This is a genomic window from Sphingomonas sp. Leaf33, from assembly GCF_001421785.1.
Lineage (GTDB): Bacteria > Pseudomonadota > Alphaproteobacteria > Sphingomonadales > Sphingomonadaceae > Sphingomonas.
This window is the reverse complement of the sequence record NZ_LMLB01000017.1, coordinates 276,507-292,552: the sequence shown is the minus strand read 5'-3', so window position 1 is coordinate 292,552 and position 16,046 is coordinate 276,507. Positions and strand designations below refer to the sequence as shown.

Annotated in this window: 14 protein-coding genes; 4 read left to right on the top strand and 10 right to left on the bottom strand. The window is 70.0% G+C overall.

What is annotated here, in order from left to right; all coding sequences use genetic code 11:
- Positions 1–21 precede the first annotated feature (21 nt).
- The 3 genes from ASE86_RS14560 to ASE86_RS14550 are packed head-to-tail and all read right to left on the bottom strand — an operon-like array spanning position 22 to position 4,427.
- Entirely contained in the window at positions 22–414 is a 393-nt protein-coding gene (locus ASE86_RS14560) for a response regulator (protein ID WP_056428478.1), read from the bottom strand.
- Positions 407–3,856 (bottom strand): CheR family methyltransferase, encoded by a 3,450-nt coding sequence (locus ASE86_RS14555; RefSeq protein WP_056428475.1) that lies wholly within the window; start codon positions 3,854–3,856, stop codon positions 407–409. Before ASE86_RS14555 ends, ASE86_RS14560 begins: the two co-directional genes overlap by 8 nt.
- Positions 3,849–4,427 carry a PAS domain-containing protein gene (locus ASE86_RS14550; RefSeq protein ID WP_056428473.1) on the bottom strand — a complete coding sequence of 193 codons (579 nt, stop codon included), beginning with the start codon at positions 4,425–4,427 and terminating at the stop codon, positions 3,849–3,851. Before ASE86_RS14550 ends, ASE86_RS14555 begins: the two co-directional genes overlap by 8 nt.
- Before the next feature lie 136 nt (positions 4,428–4,563).
- On the opposite strand from ASE86_RS14550, the gene yghU reads away from it, so the two are divergent.
- Entirely contained in the window at positions 4,564–5,445 is an 882-nt protein-coding gene (yghU, locus tag ASE86_RS14545) for a glutathione-dependent disulfide-bond oxidoreductase (protein WP_056428470.1), read from the top strand.
- Here yghU and ASE86_RS14540 read toward each other — a convergent pair.
- The 5 genes from ASE86_RS14540 to ASE86_RS14520 all read right to left on the bottom strand — a co-directional run bounded on the left by ASE86_RS14540 (position 5,433) and on the right by ASE86_RS14520 (position 10,919).
- Complete coding sequence (locus ASE86_RS14540) at positions 5,433–7,673, bottom strand: TonB-dependent receptor domain-containing protein (protein WP_082441978.1); 2,241 nt, start codon at positions 7,671–7,673, stop codon at positions 5,433–5,435. The genes yghU and ASE86_RS14540 overlap by 13 nt on opposite strands.
- 106 nt (positions 7,674–7,779) lie before the next feature.
- Positions 7,780–8,712, bottom strand: coding sequence for a FecR family protein (locus ASE86_RS14535; protein ID WP_056429088.1), 933 nt, complete (start codon positions 8,710–8,712; stop codon positions 7,780–7,782).
- A 42-nt stretch (positions 8,713–8,754) separates the two neighbouring features.
- Positions 8,755–9,297 (bottom strand): RNA polymerase sigma factor, encoded by a 543-nt coding sequence (locus ASE86_RS14530; protein WP_235524131.1) that lies wholly within the window; start codon positions 9,295–9,297, stop codon positions 8,755–8,757.
- Between the two features lie 10 nt (positions 9,298–9,307).
- Complete coding sequence (locus ASE86_RS14525) at positions 9,308–10,111, bottom strand: ChbG/HpnK family deacetylase (protein WP_056428466.1); 804 nt, start codon at positions 10,109–10,111, stop codon at positions 9,308–9,310.
- Positions 10,086–10,919, bottom strand: a complete 834-nt coding sequence (locus tag ASE86_RS14520) for a glycosyltransferase family 2 protein (RefSeq protein ID WP_056429082.1) — start codon at positions 10,917–10,919, stop codon at positions 10,086–10,088. The genes ASE86_RS14525 and ASE86_RS14520 overlap by 26 nt, the downstream gene beginning before the upstream one ends.
- 246 nt (positions 10,920–11,165) lie before the next feature.
- On the opposite strand from ASE86_RS14520, the gene ASE86_RS14515 reads away from it, so the two are divergent.
- The 3 genes from ASE86_RS14515 (at position 11,166) to ASE86_RS14505 (ending at position 14,499) form a co-directional block, all read left to right on the top strand.
- Positions 11,166–12,632, top strand: coding sequence for an ArnT family glycosyltransferase (locus tag ASE86_RS14515; RefSeq protein WP_235524130.1), 1,467 nt, complete (start codon positions 11,166–11,168; stop codon positions 12,630–12,632).
- A gap of 83 nt (positions 12,633–12,715) precedes the next feature.
- Positions 12,716–13,228 (top strand): DUF2141 domain-containing protein, encoded by a 513-nt coding sequence (locus ASE86_RS14510; RefSeq protein ID WP_156347195.1) that lies wholly within the window; start codon positions 12,716–12,718, stop codon positions 13,226–13,228.
- A complete protein-coding gene (locus ASE86_RS14505; protein ID WP_056428463.1) occupies positions 13,225–14,499 on the top strand; it encodes an LptF/LptG family permease in 1,275 nt (424 codons plus the stop codon). Before ASE86_RS14510 ends, ASE86_RS14505 begins: the two co-directional genes overlap by 4 nt.
- On the opposite strand, the gene ASE86_RS14500 is transcribed toward ASE86_RS14505, so the two are convergent.
- Entirely contained in the window at positions 14,486–15,235 is a 750-nt protein-coding gene (locus ASE86_RS14500; protein ID WP_056428460.1) for a hypothetical protein, read from the bottom strand. The two genes, ASE86_RS14505 and ASE86_RS14500, sit on opposite strands and share 14 nt — an antisense overlap.
- 72 nt (positions 15,236–15,307) lie before the next feature.
- The coding region (locus ASE86_RS16585; RefSeq protein ID WP_235524129.1) for a glycosyltransferase at positions 15,308–16,046 on the bottom strand (739 nt) is incomplete at its 5' end.

Genomic DNA, 16,046 nt, shown 5'->3' with positions numbered 1-16,046 from the left:
TCCCGCCTCGGTACGGCGACGTCAGCCGGTGGCGCGCAACGCCTCGTCGCCCGCATCGCGCGCCGCACAATTCTGCAACGCCGCCGCCAGCGAGGCCGGTGCGCTCGGCTTCGGGCAGATCGTCGCGGTCGGATAGCGCTGGCGCAGATCGCTGGTATCGGCGTGGCCGGAATGGAAGATGATCGGGATACCCTCGGCGTACAGACGGTCGGCCGCCGGGAACACGGTACCATCGGCCAACCGGACGTCGAGCAGCGCGACGGCAAGCGCGCCGCCGCAGCGGTCGATCGCCTCCTGCGCCTCGGTCACGGTCATGCACGGGCCCTCGACGGCGAACCCCGCGTCCTCGATCGTCGCCTGCAGGTCCAGGGCGATCAGCAGCTCGTCTTCAACCAGCAGGACGGTATCAGACATCGGACAGCACGCTTGTCGGTAGCGTCATTTCGAGCCGGAAGCAGCCATCTTCCACGGTGCGCGTCATCGTGCCGCGCAGCTGGCGCACGCTGGTATCGACCAGCACGGTCCCGAACCCCTGTTTTTCCGTTCGCGCCTGATCCACCGTGCCTTGCTCCTCACTCCAGACAAGGGTCAGCGCGTCGTCCTCGACACGCCACCGGACCGACAGCCGGCACTCGCCTTCGCGTCCCAACGCACCATATTTGACAGAGTTCGTTGCCCATTCGTGAAAAATCAGCGCGAGCGGCGACAGGCAGCTGCGGTCGAGCGCGACATTCGGTCCGTCCAGGTCGATCGCGGCGTGTTCGCGATAGGGCGCCAGCGTCGCCTCGACGATCTCGTACAGCCCGATCGCCTCGGGCTGGCCCGCCGGGGACGCCAGAGAATGGGCACGCCCCAGCGAAGCGATCCGCGCCCGCACGTCGGCCGAGAACGCCCGGACATCGTCGTGATTGCGCGCGGCGAGCACGATCATCCCGGCGATGACCGCGAACAGGTTCTTTACCCGGTGGTTCATCTCGCGCAGCATCAGGTCGCGGGTCTGCGCCAGCGTATATTCGGGTGTCACGTCGATCGACACGCCGACCAGCCGCGCCGGCACGCTGCCAGCGATCACCCGGCCGAAGCCCTTGACCCAGCGGACCTGCCCGTCGTCGCGGCGGACGCGGAAGGTGGCTTCGTAGTCGCCGTCCTCGTCGACCGCCCGGCGCAGGGCCGCCTCCACCCCGGGCCGATCCTCGGCATCGATCCGTTCGAGCAGCGGCGCGATGCTCGTCGCCTGCCCCGCGGTCACCTCGAACATCCGCTGCTCGACGCCGTCCAGCACGGTCTCGCCGGTGTCGGGGCAGTATTCCCAGACGCCGATGCCCGCGGCCTTGATGGCAAGGTCCAGCCGCTCGCGCTCCGACGCCAGCAACCGCTCCATCGACAGCGCGGCCGTGATGTCGGTCAGGACCAGCGTCGCGCCGTTCACCTCGCCGGTCTGGGTGCGATACGGCAGCACCCGCATCGAGAAGACATGCTCGCCGTCCAGCGTCGCCACCCGGCGCTGCACCGGCGGCGCGCCGGCGGCGACCGCGCGCGCGTCCTCCAGATGCTCGGCGCCGACCAGCCGGCTCGATACATCGGTCAGCGGCCGGCCGCGATCGGCGGGCTTCAGCGGGAAAATCGCCGTCGCCGCATCGGTGTAGCTGCGGACGTTCAGGTCGGAATCGAGCACGACGACCGCCAGATCGGTCGATTCGAAGAAATTGCGCAGGTCCGAATTGGCAACGGTCAGCTGATCGACCTTGCTCTTTAGCTCGTCGTTGACCGTCGTCAGCTCCTCGTTGGTCGACTGAAGCTCCTCGTTCATCGACATCATTTCTTCGTTGGAGCTTTTAAGCTCCTCGTTCGCCGTCTCCAGTTCCTCGATCGCCGAGCGCAGGCGGTGTCGCGTCAGGCGCAACTCGTCCTCCAGCGCCTCCAGATGATCGTCGCCGGCTTCGAGATCGTCGAGTTCGTCCTGGTCGGCCGGGCGGAACGCCCCGGTGTCGCGGAACACGAACAACGACGTGCCGTCGCCCAGCGGATCGCAGATCACCTCGACCGGCTGGATGCCGAAATCGGTCTCGACCTCGACATCGCGCGCGACGACGCGACGTTTCTGGTCGCGCGCCTGGCGCAACAACGGGCCGATGACGGTGCGCAAGCCCGCCCGCGCCAGATTGACCGCGCTGCTGCCGCCGGTGCGCGTTACCGGGAATTCGAAATAGCGACCGAGCTTGCCATAGGCGGAGATGATGCCGCCGTCCTGATCGACGATCAGGCTGGGCGGCGCATAGCGTTCGACCATCCGGCGGATCGCGACGCCTTCGCTCGACAATGCCGATCCCTCGCCGCGCCCTTCGCGTTCGCGCCGCGGCAGGCGCTGGCGGCTGCTGCCGGGCAGGTCGATCGGATAGAGTGGCGCGCCCGGTGTCCGCTCGAACAGCCGCGCCGGCTGGTCGACGACGGCGAACAGATGTTCGAACCGCCCGACGCTCTCGGACGGCCCCAGGAACAGGTAACCCCCCGGCTTCAGCGCATAGTGGAACAGCGGCAGGACCGACTGTTGCAGGCGGTCGTCGAAATAGATCAGCAGGTTGCGGCAGGACACCAGGTCGATCCGCGAGAACGGCGGGTCCTTGACCAGGCTGTGGTTCGAGAACCGGATCATGTCGCGGATCGGCCCGGCGATGGTGAAGCGATCGGCGTGCGGCACGGTATAGCGTTCGCGCATCGCCGGCGGCAGGTCGGCCATCGCGGCGGTCGGATACACCCCCTCGCGCGCGATCTGCAGCATCTGTTCGTCGATGTCGGTGGCGAAGATCTGCACCGCCAGCGGCGCGCCCGACGTCCGCGCGGCATCTGCGAACAGCATTGCGATGGTGTAGGCTTCCTCGCCGCTCGAACAGCCCGGCACCCAGATCCGCAGATCCTCGTCCGCGGCGCGATCGCGCAGCAAGGGCTCGATTACGGTCGTGCGCAGCGTTTCGAACGCGGGCGCGTCGCGGAAGAAGCGGGTGACGTTGATCAGCAGGTCGCGAAACAGCGCCTCGCACTCGTCGGCGTCGCCCCGGATGCGATCGAGATAGGCGCGGCCCGTCGCGATGCCCAGCACATGCATCCGCCGCTCGACCCGGCGCACCAGCGTCGAGCGCTTGTAGCCCGAGAAGTCATGGCCGATCGCGGTGCGCAGCACGCGGCACATCTCGTCAACGTGATCGGCGACGACGCCGGCCTCCGCTTCGCTCGCCTCCCCGCCACGGCGCTTGAAGAAGCCTTGCAGGCAGTGGAGGATTTCGCTGGCGGGCTTGATGAAATCGATCAGCCCGGTGCCGACCGCCGACAGCGGCATCCCGTCGTAGCGCGCGCTTTCGGGCTGCTGGACGACGCAGACGCCGCCGTTCTCCTTGATCGCGCGCAGGCCGGTGGTACCGTCGGCGCCCGTACCGGACAGGATCACGCACGCCGCGTTCGCCTGCTGGTCGCCGGCGAGCGAGATGAAGAAATCGTCGATCGGCCGGCGCAGCCCGCGCGGCTGAGCGAAATCGGTCAGCTCCAGCACGCCCTGCCGGATGGCGAGGCCACGGCCCGGCGGGATGATATAGACGGTATCGGCCTTGATCCGCTCGCCACCCGCCGATTGCAGCACTGCCAGCGTCGTGTTGCGGTCGAGCAGCTGCGCCAGCATGCTTTCGTGGTTGGGGTCGAGGTGCTGGACGACGACGAACGCCAGGCCGGTCGGCACGCGCGCGGGGGCGAGCATTTCGCGCAGAGCCTCCAGCCCGCCGGCCGAGGCGCCGATGCCGACGATCGGCACGGCGGCCACGGACGGGGTATCGTCGGTCGCGGCCGGTGCGGCGTCGGCTTCAGCCATGGGTCACCGCCTCCAGATCGGCCAGCGTCAGCTTGGCCTGCGCGATGGTCGCGGCACTGTTGGCGATCGCCATCAGCGTGCCTTCCAGGATAATTCCGGCATCCCCCGCGATCGGCGCCAGCTTGCCGAGCGTCGCGCTCAACTCCGCGTCGTAATCGGCGAGTTTGTCGGGCTGCGACCGGCTGACGTCGAACTGCGATGCGAAGATGTAGCGCATGGTGCGCCCTGCCCCGCTCAGCCGCGACATATACAGCAGGTTCACGAACGGCGTGCCGTCCTTGCGGAAATTGATGATGGTCGTGCGGACGTTGGGCTGGCGGTCTCGCGACAGGAATTCGTGGATGCGCGCCTTCGCCTCGGCATTGTCGGCATCGCGTTGCAACATGCGGCAGTTCTGCCCGACCACATCGTCCGGGCGGTAGCCGGTCAGCGCGCAGAACGCCGGATTCACGTACAGCAGCGGATTGTCGCCGTCCGCCGATGCGATCGCCAGCGCCACGCGCGATGCATCGAGATAGTCGGCCAGCGGACGCGGCAGGTCCGAAACGTCACTCGACCGATTGTCAGACATGGACCGGGTTACGCACATCCGTCACCAGGGCACAAGCGTTCGTCCCGAAAAGCCCTGTTTTTGGCCGGACAGCCGCATTGCACAGGGCACCCCGCCTACCGATATCGCGGTAGCCGAGACGACAAGGAACCGAGCGATGGCCGACGACGACAGCAGCGCGAACAACCAGCCCGCAGGCTATGTCCCGCCCGAGGTGTGGACCTGGGCACCCGGCAACGGCGGCAAGTTCGCCAGCATCAACCGCCCGACATCCGGCGCGACGCACGAGCGCGACCTGCCGGTCGGCACTCATCCGCTCCAGCTCCACTCGCTCGCCACGCCCAACGGGCAGAAGGTGACGATCCTGCTCGAGGAACTGTTGGCGGCCGGACATGCCGGGGCCGACTACGACGCCTGGCTGATCGACATCGGCCAGGGCGACCAGTTCAGCAGCGGGTTCGTCGCGGTGAACCCGAATTCGAAGATTCCCGCGCTCGTCGATCGCTCGGTCGATCCCGAGATCCGCCTGTTCGAAAGCGGGTCGATCCTCGTCTACCTCGCCGAGAAATTCGAGGCGTTCCTGCCGACCGAGACGCGCGCCCGCGCCGAGGTCATGAACTGGCTGATGTGGCAGATGGGATCGGCGCCGTTCCTGGGTGGCGGCTTCGGGCATTTCTACGCCTATGCGCCGGTCAAGATCCAGTATGCGATCGACCGCTACGCGATGGAGGCCAAGCGGCAACTGCACGTGCTCGATACGCGGCTGGCAGATCGGACCTTCATCGCGGGCGACGACTACAGCATCGCCGACATGGCGATCTTACCCTGGTACGGCGGGCTGTTCGACGGGATCTACGACGCGCGCACCTTCTTGTCGCTCGACGACTATCCCAACCTGGCGCGCTGGCACGACCGGGTCGGCGGGCGCGATGCGGTGCAGCGCGGAATGGTGGTGCTGAAGGCGAACGGTGAGCCGGGCAAGGTCCTGCGCGAACGTCACGCCGCGAGTGATTTCGACGGGATCGCCTACCAGCGGTAGGCGGCACCGATGCGGACGTTGCGCGGGCGCAGCGGAGTAATCTGCTCGCGCATCGCAAACGCGAAGGGATTGCCGTAGGCGAAGCGGTTGGCCTGGACGTTGGTCAGGTTGTCGATGTCGATCGTCACCTCGACTGCGCCCCTGCGCACGCCCCCACCCAGCGACAGTACGCTGTAGGCGCCCTGGCTGATGTCGAAAAGGTCGCCGGTGCCCAGCACCGACCGGCCGACATGGTCGATCCCCGCGACGACGCGCGGTGTCACGTTGCCGGCGGTCCAGGCGTAGGACAACGCGCCGTGCGCGGCGAAGGGCGGGGTTTCGGGCAGACGGCGGTTGCTGCGGCGGGACAGGTCGGCGATCGGGCCCGTCACGCGGTTGTCGGTCAGCAGCACGGCACCTTGCGCGCGCAGCCCCGGCAGCGGCGTCCAGTCGAGCGCGGTTTCGAACGCGGTGATCCGCGCGTTGCCGATATTGTCGGTATAGGGCTGCCCACGGCGGCTGATCAGGTCGGCCTGGATATTGTCCCAATGTGCCAGCGACACGCTGGCCGACAGCGCCAGGCCGATCGGGCCGCGTGCGATCCGCCGCACGCCCAGTTCGCCGACGACGATCGAATCCGATCGGAAATCGGCGACGCGGCCGATGCCGGGCGCGACCGACAGGCCGCCGGTGCGATAGCCGGTCTGAAACCGGCCGAAGGCGGCAACCAGCGGCGCGATGCGCCACGACGCCGCGATGGTCGGATCGATGCGGCGGGTCGATCGGCCACGCACGAAACTGCCGCTGAGCGGGGTAACCGATGGCGATCCATCGGTACGGGCACTGGTGCCGCGCGCGCCGACCGTGACCGCCAGGCTGCGTGACAGCGACAGCGTCGATTCCCCGAACAGCGAGGCGGACCGGGTGACGTTGGTGACGCCGATGATGTCGCGTAACGCGCCCGGCACCGCGACCGATCGGGCGAGTTCGTCGCGGTCGTTGACCAACGTCACTCCGACGACCCACGACGACCCGCCGGGCAGCGCCCGCGACAGCCGCGTCTCATGGGTCAGCAGCCGTTTGAAATGGTCGGAGCGATAGACGACCGGAGTCGTCGGCGCGGGCATGACCGCGGCGGTCGCATCGAACTGCTCGCCTGCCCGGTACCCGACCAGGCCGGTCGCGATCAGCAGGTGCACGCCGTTGCCCCAGGTGCGGGATGCGGTCACGCGGCCGAATAGCAGTTCGTTGTCGAACGGCTGGGCGATGGCGGATCGTCGGGCGAGCAGCCCGGCGCTCCGGTCCGCATATTGCCCGTCGCGCGCATCGATCGACTGCGCGGCGCCGCTCGCCTCGATCCGCCAGTCGCCGGCGGTGCGCAGGCTGAGCTTCACGCGGCCGCCGGTCACCGATTCCACGTTCACGTCGCGCAGCCCGCGCCGCAGGTCGTCGATGTAGCCGCCGCTGCGTCCCGCGTAGGCGACCGCGCGCACGCCCAGCCGGTCGTCGACGATCGGCAGGTTGACCATCGCGGCGATGTCGCCGCCCGGCATCCCGCCGGTGGTCGCGGTGACGCCGGCATCCAGTGCCGCCCCCGTCCGGCGCAGATCCACCGCAGCCGAGGTCAGCCGGATGACGCCACCGATCGCGCCCGATCCGTAGAGCGTGCCCTGCGGTCCCTCCAGCACCTCGACACTGTCCATGTCGTACAGGCGCAGGCCGGGGTCCGCGCCGGAATAGTTCAGCTGGACGTCGTCCAGGTAGATGCTGGTCGGCGACTGGGTAGCGCCGCCGAAGCTGCTGTCGGCGATCCCGCGGATGAACAGCTTGTTGCGCCCACGGCCAAGGTGCGTGCTCTGCAGGATGGGGATGGCGCGCGCGGCGTCGGACAGGGTCGCGGATCGGATGCCGGCTGCGGGTACGGTCGCATCGACGACGGTCACGCTGCCGGGATAGCGCAGCAGGGGAATATCGCGCTTGCTGGCGGTGACAACGACATCGGCCGGCATCGGCGCCGCCGATGGCGCCGGGCTGCGGCGCGGGTGCGGTGGCGCCGCGCCGCGCCCAGCCACCCGCTCGATCCGGAAGGCACCGGACCCGAGCGGTACTGCGCGGTAGCCCGTGCCGGCCAGCAACCGGCCGAGCGCGGCGCGCGCCGACAGGCGACCGCTCAGCCCGCGGGTCGATACCCGCTGCAAGCCGGGTTCGGTACTGACGATCTCGACCCCCAGGTCGCGCGACAGCGCCATCAGCGCCACGTCCAGGGTCCCGGCGGGAATACGGACCGGGCGATCGCCCGCCGTCGCGATTACAGGCGTCAGCGCCAGGGCAAACGCGACAGCTGTACCGGCGGACCTACTGCGCCGCCGCCTCCACCAGAACCCACCGCCCCTTGTCACGCCGCCACGTCGCCCCGATCAGCTCCGCCAGATGCGGTATGTCGCGATCGGCAGTTCCGGAAAAGCGGACCATGCCGGTAAAGGGTTTGTCGGACAAGCCGGGCGACAGATCGATGTCGAAGCCGTACAGTCGCGCCAGCGTCGCCGAGACGTCGCGCAACGGGCGTTCCTCGAACGTCAGTACGCCGCGCCGCCATCCGCCGACATTCTCCGGCGCAAGCGTTCGGCGCCGCAGCGTCGCCGCACCATCGCCGACGCTCAGGCCGTCACCGGCCTTCAGCGTCATCGCGGCGCCACCGGGTTCGTAGACGACCGAGCCTTCGGCGACCTCCACGCTCAGCGTCTCTCCGGCCCGCGCCAGGTTGAAGACGGTGCCGACGTCCTGCACCGTGCGGCCGGCAGCGGTCACGACGAACGGATCGGCGGCGTCATGGCGGACGGTGAACACCGCCTCCCCCTGTTCAAGCGCGACGCGGCGCGGGGCGGCACGATCCAGCAGCAGGCGCGTGCCACCGCTCAGTTCGATCCGCGTCCCGTCCGCCAGCGTCACCGCGCGACGCTCCCCGGCGGCCGTCGCGACCTCGTAGGCGCCGGACGGCCCGGGCAGCACCGCCGGCACCAGCACGACCGCCAGCCCGGCGGCAACGGCCGTGCCGCCGGCGATCCACCGCCAGCGCCGCCGCGGTGCCGGCGCCGGCGCGGGATTGTCGTTGTCCGCGCGCGCACCGACGTCCGGAAAATGATCGGCCGCGATTCCGCGATCGGTCATCGCCACGCGGTCATAGGCTGCCGCATGTGCCGGGTCGGCTTCCAGCCAGGCGACGAACGACGCCCAGTCGTCCGCGCCCGCGTCGGCAAGACGCAGGTGCCAGGCGATCGCCCGGTCCATCAGATCTGCGCCATCATCCTGCACGTGTCGACATGTCCTTTCCTACCCTAGACGATTCACATCGGCGCGATCCGCACCGCACGTGTCCAGACCGTCGTGCAACTGCCGATAGGCGCGCTGCAACAGCTTCTCGACCCCGCTGACGGTGATGCCCAGCCGCTCGGCGATCGCCCGCTGCGACTGCCCCTCGATCCGGAACATCCTGAGCGCCGTCGCCATCCGTTCGGGCATATCGGCAATCACGCCCTGCACCGCCTGCCACTCGCTGCGCGCGGCCAGCGTCCGTTCGGCATTGGGAACGGCGCCGGCATCGGGCTGGTCGTCGAGCCAGGCGGTCTCCCGCGCCGCGCGACGGCCGGCGGAAATCCGCATGTCGGTCGCAAGATTGGCGGCGACGCGGTAGAGAAAGGCCGCCGGCTGCGCGACGGGACGCTGCGCGAGCTGGTCGATGCGCAGCCACATGTCCTGCAGCGCATCCTCTGCATCCTCGGGCGTGCCGAGCCGCGCGACGAGCAGGCGGCGCAGCATCGGGCGTTGTTCGAGGAAAATGGCCGTCAGGCCGCCGTCATCCACCGCGCTTGCCAAATCCCAGCGATCAGGCCGGAAACGCCAGCCCTTCGCGCGCAGCCATGTCGCGGATGTCGGTCGCGCGCAAGCCGGCGGCTTCGCGGGGACGGGCGGCCGCTATGGTGTCGCCTGCCCGCTCCCCTGCCCCGGGATGGCACATCACCAGGTGCCGATGGCCGGGCCGGCGCAGGAACAGGGGCAGGATCGCGGCGTAATCGCGTGCGAAGTCGTAATGGCCGGCGAAGCTGTCGTTGGTGGCCAGGCCCAGCCGGGCCGCATCCCGCCGGAACCCCCGCGAGTGGTACGCGCTGCCGATCGCCTTGCCGCGAAACGGGCGGGCGAGCATCGCGGACAACCGGTCGGTGCAGTCGCGCAGCCAGGCGTCCGGCGCCCGCCGCGCGGTTTCCGCCAGGACGATCCGACGGATGCCCGGCAGGACGTGGCTGTGCTGATGCCCGTCGACGAACGCCGGCGGGCGTCCCATCGCGCCGATGAAGGCGTCGAATTGCGCAGTCACCTCGCACGCGATCTCGGCAAGCGGCAGCGCGCCCTGCCCGGCCCGGCGCGTCACCGTATCGATCGTCGGCATGATGCCCTGCGGCGCATGGCCGGGCATGGCGGTGATCGGGCGTTCCTCGGTCAGCGTCAGGTGAAGGCCGATCTCGACGTGCGGCGGCAGGCCCCGGAGCAGCACACTGTCCTCGGCCCATCCCGGCATCGCCGTCATGCAGCCGATCGCGTTCAGCTTGCCCTCGCGCGCCAGTCCGGCGATCGTATCGCTGACGCCACGCGAAAAGGCGAAATCGTCAGAGCACAGGATGAGGCGTCGCAAAACCAAGTCCTTCGTCGCCCTGGAACGATCGTTCGCGGATGCGGTGGCTGGCCAGCTTGCGCCGGTGCAGGCGGGGGGCCAGGAAATCGCGGAAGAACCAGTCGCCCGCACCCGGCGCGGCCAGCGCATACACCAGGCGCTCGACGGCGGTCCATCGGATCGATTCGCGGTCACGCTCGCGCGCCGACGGGCGGCACCAGAATGCGCGCGAATACAGCATCGTCCCGCGCGTCATCGTCCGGTTGATAACCTCGTGATCCTCCAGCACATAGTTCCACAGAGCCGGATCGAACCCGCCGACCCCGCGCAGCGTCGCGGTGCAGAACGCCTGGCCCGCGCCGCCGGCATGGCACTGGCGCGGCAGCAGTCGGCCGGCGAGCGTGATCGCCGTCGCCTCCACCGCCCGCGCGATCTCGCCGGCGTCCGGCGCGATGAAATAGGCACCGGCGACGACGCATCCGGGCCGCGCCAGCAGCCGCCCGGCGGCCGCCAGATAGGTCGGCGGATAGAGGGTGTCGGCGTCGCACGTCGCCGTCCAGCGCGTGGTGACAAGCGCCAGGCCTGCCTTCAGCGCGGCGACCTTGCCCGGCGCCCGTTCGATCAGCACGACATGGTCCAGCCCGTGCGCCAGCGCCGCCGCCTCCGCGACCGCCGCGCTGCCATCGGTCGATCCGTTGTCGATCAGGACCAGGCGGAACGCGACGGTCTGCGCGGCCAGGCTGGCGATCGTCGCGGCCAGATAGTCGCGTTCGTTGAAGAACGGCAGCAGGACCGTCCACGCGGTCGCCGGGGCGGTCGCAACGGCCATGGCCGCAGATCGGCGAATCGACGAAACCGGGTCGAGATCGAGATACATGACGCAACGTCCGCATCGAGGGAAAGGTTCGGCGCTTGCCGGTCCGGACGATCGATCCGTTGCCCCCCCCACGGACGCCGGCCGACCTGGTTCCCGCCAGTCGCTGGTCGATAGACGATGTGCCGCCGACCGATCCGCACGCGTCGCCCGAAATATAGTGGAGGTGACGCGGAACCTTTCCGCGACTACCCGGCGCGCATGATGGCCGACTCGCGGATCGAACCGAAGGACTGGCGCGCCGGCACGATGCTCGCACTGCTCGTGGCGTTCGCATTCCTCGTCCGCGCGCACGACTTCGGCAATCCGGTGATCCATGTCGACGAGCAATATTATCTGCTGGTCGGGGACCGAATGCTGTCGGGCGCGCTGCCCTATGTCGATCTGTGGGATCGCAAGCCACCGGGGCTGTTCCTGATTTTCGCCGCCATCCGCCTGCTGCCGGGCGACGGTATCCTGGCGTACCAGATCGTCGCGACGCTGATCGCCGGCCTGACCGGGTGGGTGGTGGCGCTCGCCGGACGCCGCCTGGGCGCGCGCGGGATCGGCGCGGTCGCAGCGGGGCTCGCCTATATCCTCTGGCTCTCGTTCCTCAGCGGGCGGGGCGGCCAGTCGCCGGTGTTCTACAACCTGTTCATGGCGGTCGGCGGCCTGCTGACGCTCGGGCTGCCGGCGCGTGCCGCACGCGACGACCGGGCCGGCATCGTCGCCAGCGGGGCCGCCGCCTGCCTGCTGGCGGGCCTGGCCATCCAGGTGAAATACACCCCCGCCGTCGAAGGCGCGATGTTCGGCCTCGCCCACCTCTGGTATCTGCGCCGCGCAGGGACGCGCCCGGCCGGCGTCGTGCTGGCGGGGGTCGCGTGGGCGATGCTCGGCGCGTTCCCGACGCTTCTGGCCATCGGCTGGTACTACGCGCAGGGCCCGGCGATCTTCGACGCCTTCCGGTTCGCCAATTTCACATCCGTCACGCTGCGACGCGGTTATCCGGCAGCCAAGATCGCCGCCCGACTGGCGGGCACGACGGCCCAGCTTTCGGTGCCGGTCGCCTGTGCCGTCGCCAGCCTGCGCGCGCGCCCGCTGCGCCCTGCCGTGCGGCTGGCCGCGCTGTGGCTGATCGCCGCGGTCATCGCCTTTGCGATGATCGGCGCCTTCTTCGACCATTATGCCCTGCCGCTGCTGGTCCCGATCGCGATCCTCGCCGCCCCCACGCTCGGCCGGTACCGGGCGGCGCGTTGGCTGCTGGCGGGAGCCGCGGCGATCCTTGCCGTCGTCCATATCGCGACCGAGAGCGACGAGCGGGCGTCGGCCTATGGCGCCGCGCGGATTCTCGCCGCGCACCGCGACGCTGGCTGTCCCTATGTCTTCGCAGGTGACTCGGTCCTTTACCTGCTGTCGCGGACCTGCGTGCCCACACCCTATGCCTTTCCCTCGACACTCGCCTACGAGGCCGAACGCGGCGCGGTGGGGATCGACGAAGCCGCCGAAGTCGCGCGCATCCTCAGAGCGCGCCCGCCGGCGATCGTGACGCTCGATACGCCGCTGGCGCCGTGGAACGCGGACAGCCAGGCGCTGGTCGCCGCGGCCGTCCGCCGCGACTACCGCCTGGCCGGCCGCTTCCCCCGAGAGGGCCGCCGCCTCCTCGTCTACGTCCGACGCGATCTGCGCTGAGCTTCCGGCACAGGGGCGCTGCGGGTCGGCGCCGTCGGCGCCGTCATGACAGCGTGAGCATCTCCGTCGTCGATCGTCGCCGCGTGCGCCTGTGGTCCCTGCTGGCCCTTTCCCTGACCCTCGCCGCTCCGGCGACGGCCGGGACGATCGGACAGGATGCCGCGGCGTGCGACGGCAATCGCGGACCGGCGATCGCGGTCACTGTCGAGGGACTGAAGGACCGCCGCGGCGAGATGTGGCTGGAGCTCTATCCCGCCAACGACGCCGATTTCCTGGCCGACGACCATGAGCTTGCCGCCGCCGGCAAGGTCTTTCGCCGGACGCGGGCACCGTTGCCGACGACCGGCGCGGTCGCGATGTGCGTCAAGGTCCCCCGCCCGGGACGGTATGCGCTGCTGCTACGGCACAACCGCGTCGACCGCGACAAATTCTCGTTCTGGAGCGACGGGGTCGGCGTGCCCGGTACGACCCGGCTCGGCCGCAGCAAGCCGACCATCGACCAGGCGGCCGTCTCCGCTGGTGCCGGCGTCACCACCACCTCCATCCGCCTGCAATATCTGCGCGGTTTCGGCTTTTCGGCGCTGAGCGGGGAATGATCCGCCCGGGCATCCTCGATCGCCTGCTGGCCCGCGCCGTCGCCGCGCGGATGCTGGTCGTCACCGCCCTGATCCTTGCCATCCTGTCGCTGGAGAACGTCCAGCGCCTGACCGCCGACCTGCAACAGACGACCGACCCGCTGCCGCTGCTCGGTCGGTTGTCGTTGCTGCTGATCCCCGAACATCTGAGCGCGGCCATCCCGATCGCGGTGCTGCTGGGCGTCGCGCTGACGGTGCGCAAGCTGGCGATGAGCGGCGAATGGAAGATCCTGGCCGGCGCCGGGCTGTCGCGCCGCCGCCTGCTGCTCGCCCCGCTGGCCGTCGCGCTGATCGCAGGCGGCGTCCAGCTGGCCCTGCGGATGGAGGTGCGCCCCACCGGCGAACGCGCGCTCGATGCGCTGTACGGTGACATCCGGACCGGCGCACACGGCATTCCCCTGCCCATCGGCGCGCCAGTGACGATCGCACCCGACACCACGTTGTTCGTCGGCGGTGTCGCACGGCAGGCGGATGACCGGGTCCTCACCGACGTGACGGTGATGCGCGACGGCACGGTCTTCAGCGCGCCTGCGGCCGACATCGTGCGCAGCGGTGACGGAACGGTCGCGATCGACCTCCACGACGGGATCGCGGTCAGCCGGACGGGAGACGGCACACCCCGCACCGTGGCGTTCGGCAGCCTGCGATTTTCGGGCGCGCCGGACATGATCGACATGGTCGGCGGCGGTTTGCGCCAGTCGCTGGATCGCCAGGGCGGTGCGGGCCTGATCGCCCTGGCGACGACGGGGCGTGCCGACCAGCGCGCAGCGGCGATCGCGGCGATGGCGATGCGGATCGACGCCGCACTGTTCTGCCTGGTCATCCCGCTGTTCGGCATCACCCTGGGCCATCCCGGGCGACGACGATCGAGCGCTGTCGGTATCGGCGTCGGCATCGTCCTGATCGTCGCCCACCTGAAGTCGGCCGCTTTCGTCGAGGACAGCTTCGCTGCGCACGCGGTCGCCGCCGCGGTGGTCCATATGGCCCTGTGGACGGCGCTGGGCGTCGGCGCGCTCGCCCTCGAACGGCGCTTCGGCGAAGGCTTCGTCGAGGGCGCCGCCGCGCGCATCGCGAGGCTGGGTCGCCCCACCCTGTCGGCCGCCGCGACACCGCGCGGCATCCGGCGCTGGGCCTATGTCCTGCTGGGCTTCCGCCGCGTCGCCGCCTGGCCGCCGCGCACGCCGGCGAACAGCGACACGCCGTTCACGCAGGCGGCCGTCACCGAAAGGTGATGGTCCAGCGTGCCTCGGCCTGGGTGTCGAGCTGCTCGCTGGCCCCCATCCGCATATCGGCGACCGGACGGTGGAGCGACGACAGCGACACGCGCCAGCCCATCGCCGGCCCGCTATCCGCGTCCTGGGCATCATCGCCCAGGGTCAGCCTGACGCCGTGCCCCTCGCTCACGCCGCCGATGTTGATCAGGTCCGGGCCGGTGAACAGCCGGCGGCCCCGCGCGGTCCCCATCCGCAGATAGTCGATGCCGAGCGCCGGGCCGTCGTCACGCGATGCCTCCAGCCCCGCCGACGTGACATCGGCCGACAGCCGCCGCGCCGCGGTCGGCAGCACGTCGCGCTTGCGCCGCATCGAGGCGTTGGCGATGTTGGCGCGCAGCAGCACGCCGCCCAGGTCCACCGCGGCCGATGCGCCCAGGCTGAGCATCGTGTAACGATCCGACCGCAGCAGGCCATCGGTGGCGCCGGGACCGCCGGTGATGCGCACCGCGCTGAACGTCAGGTCCACCGGCCCGTTCATCCGGACTTCGTCGGCGCGATTGCCGCGGATTGCGACGCGGTCCTGCAGTTGCAGCGTGTTGAGGGCACTGGTCCGGCTGCGCAGCGCCGGCGGCATGGTCGCGATATAGTTGAACTGCCGCTCGATCAGCGGCACGCGTCGCACCGGCGGCGGTGCGCAGGGCACAGCCAGCGGTCCACACCCCACGACGCCGACAAGCACCAGCGGCCAGCCCATCCCCACGTCCCCCCGTTCAAGTGACAGACGATGTCATGACGCCCGATCCACAGCAAGGACGATAAAGATAGGTTAGAGATTCGCCGCCGAACGCAAAATTGTGTCGCCGTCCCGACCCAGCGCCGCCCGATAGTCGGCGAACAGCCGGCGGAAATGCGCGTCCATCGCCGGCGCCCGTCCGGCCAGCGCCACGGCCGCTTCGCGCGCAGCCTCCCCCGCCTCGACCCGCCGCGCGATCGCCGCCGCCATCGATCGGGCCGATCGCGCCGCATAGGCCTGATCGCACTCGGCACGGATCCGGTCGCTGGCTCCGCCCTCATCGGGCAGGATCAGCGACAGGCCGGCGGCCTGTGCCTCCGCCGCGACCATGCAGAAGGTTTCGGATTCGCAGCCGTGGACCAGCGCATCGCCGCTCGCCAGCAGCGTCGCCAGCCGTGCGCGGTCGCGCTCGGGCGCGGCGAGATAGACGTGCGGGCTGGATCGTGCCGCACGCGCGACCTTCGCCTCGTCGCGCCCGCCGCCCAGGATCACGAGCCCGACCGGATGGTCGTTGCCCGCCGCGACCGCGGCTTCGATGACCATCGGCCAGCGTTTTTCGGGCCCATGGCGCCCGAGCCCCAGCAGCAGCGTCGCCTGTTCCGGCAGGCCGCATTTGGCGAGCAGCCGGCGCCGGACGTCGGCGTCGCGCGCGGTGGGGGAGAACAGGCCCGGCGTGACGCCCATCGGGTTGGTCCGCACCTTAGCCAGCCCGCCCGCGGTCAACCGCCGCGACAGGCTGTGGCTGGCGCTCAGTACCATGTCGAAATCGCCA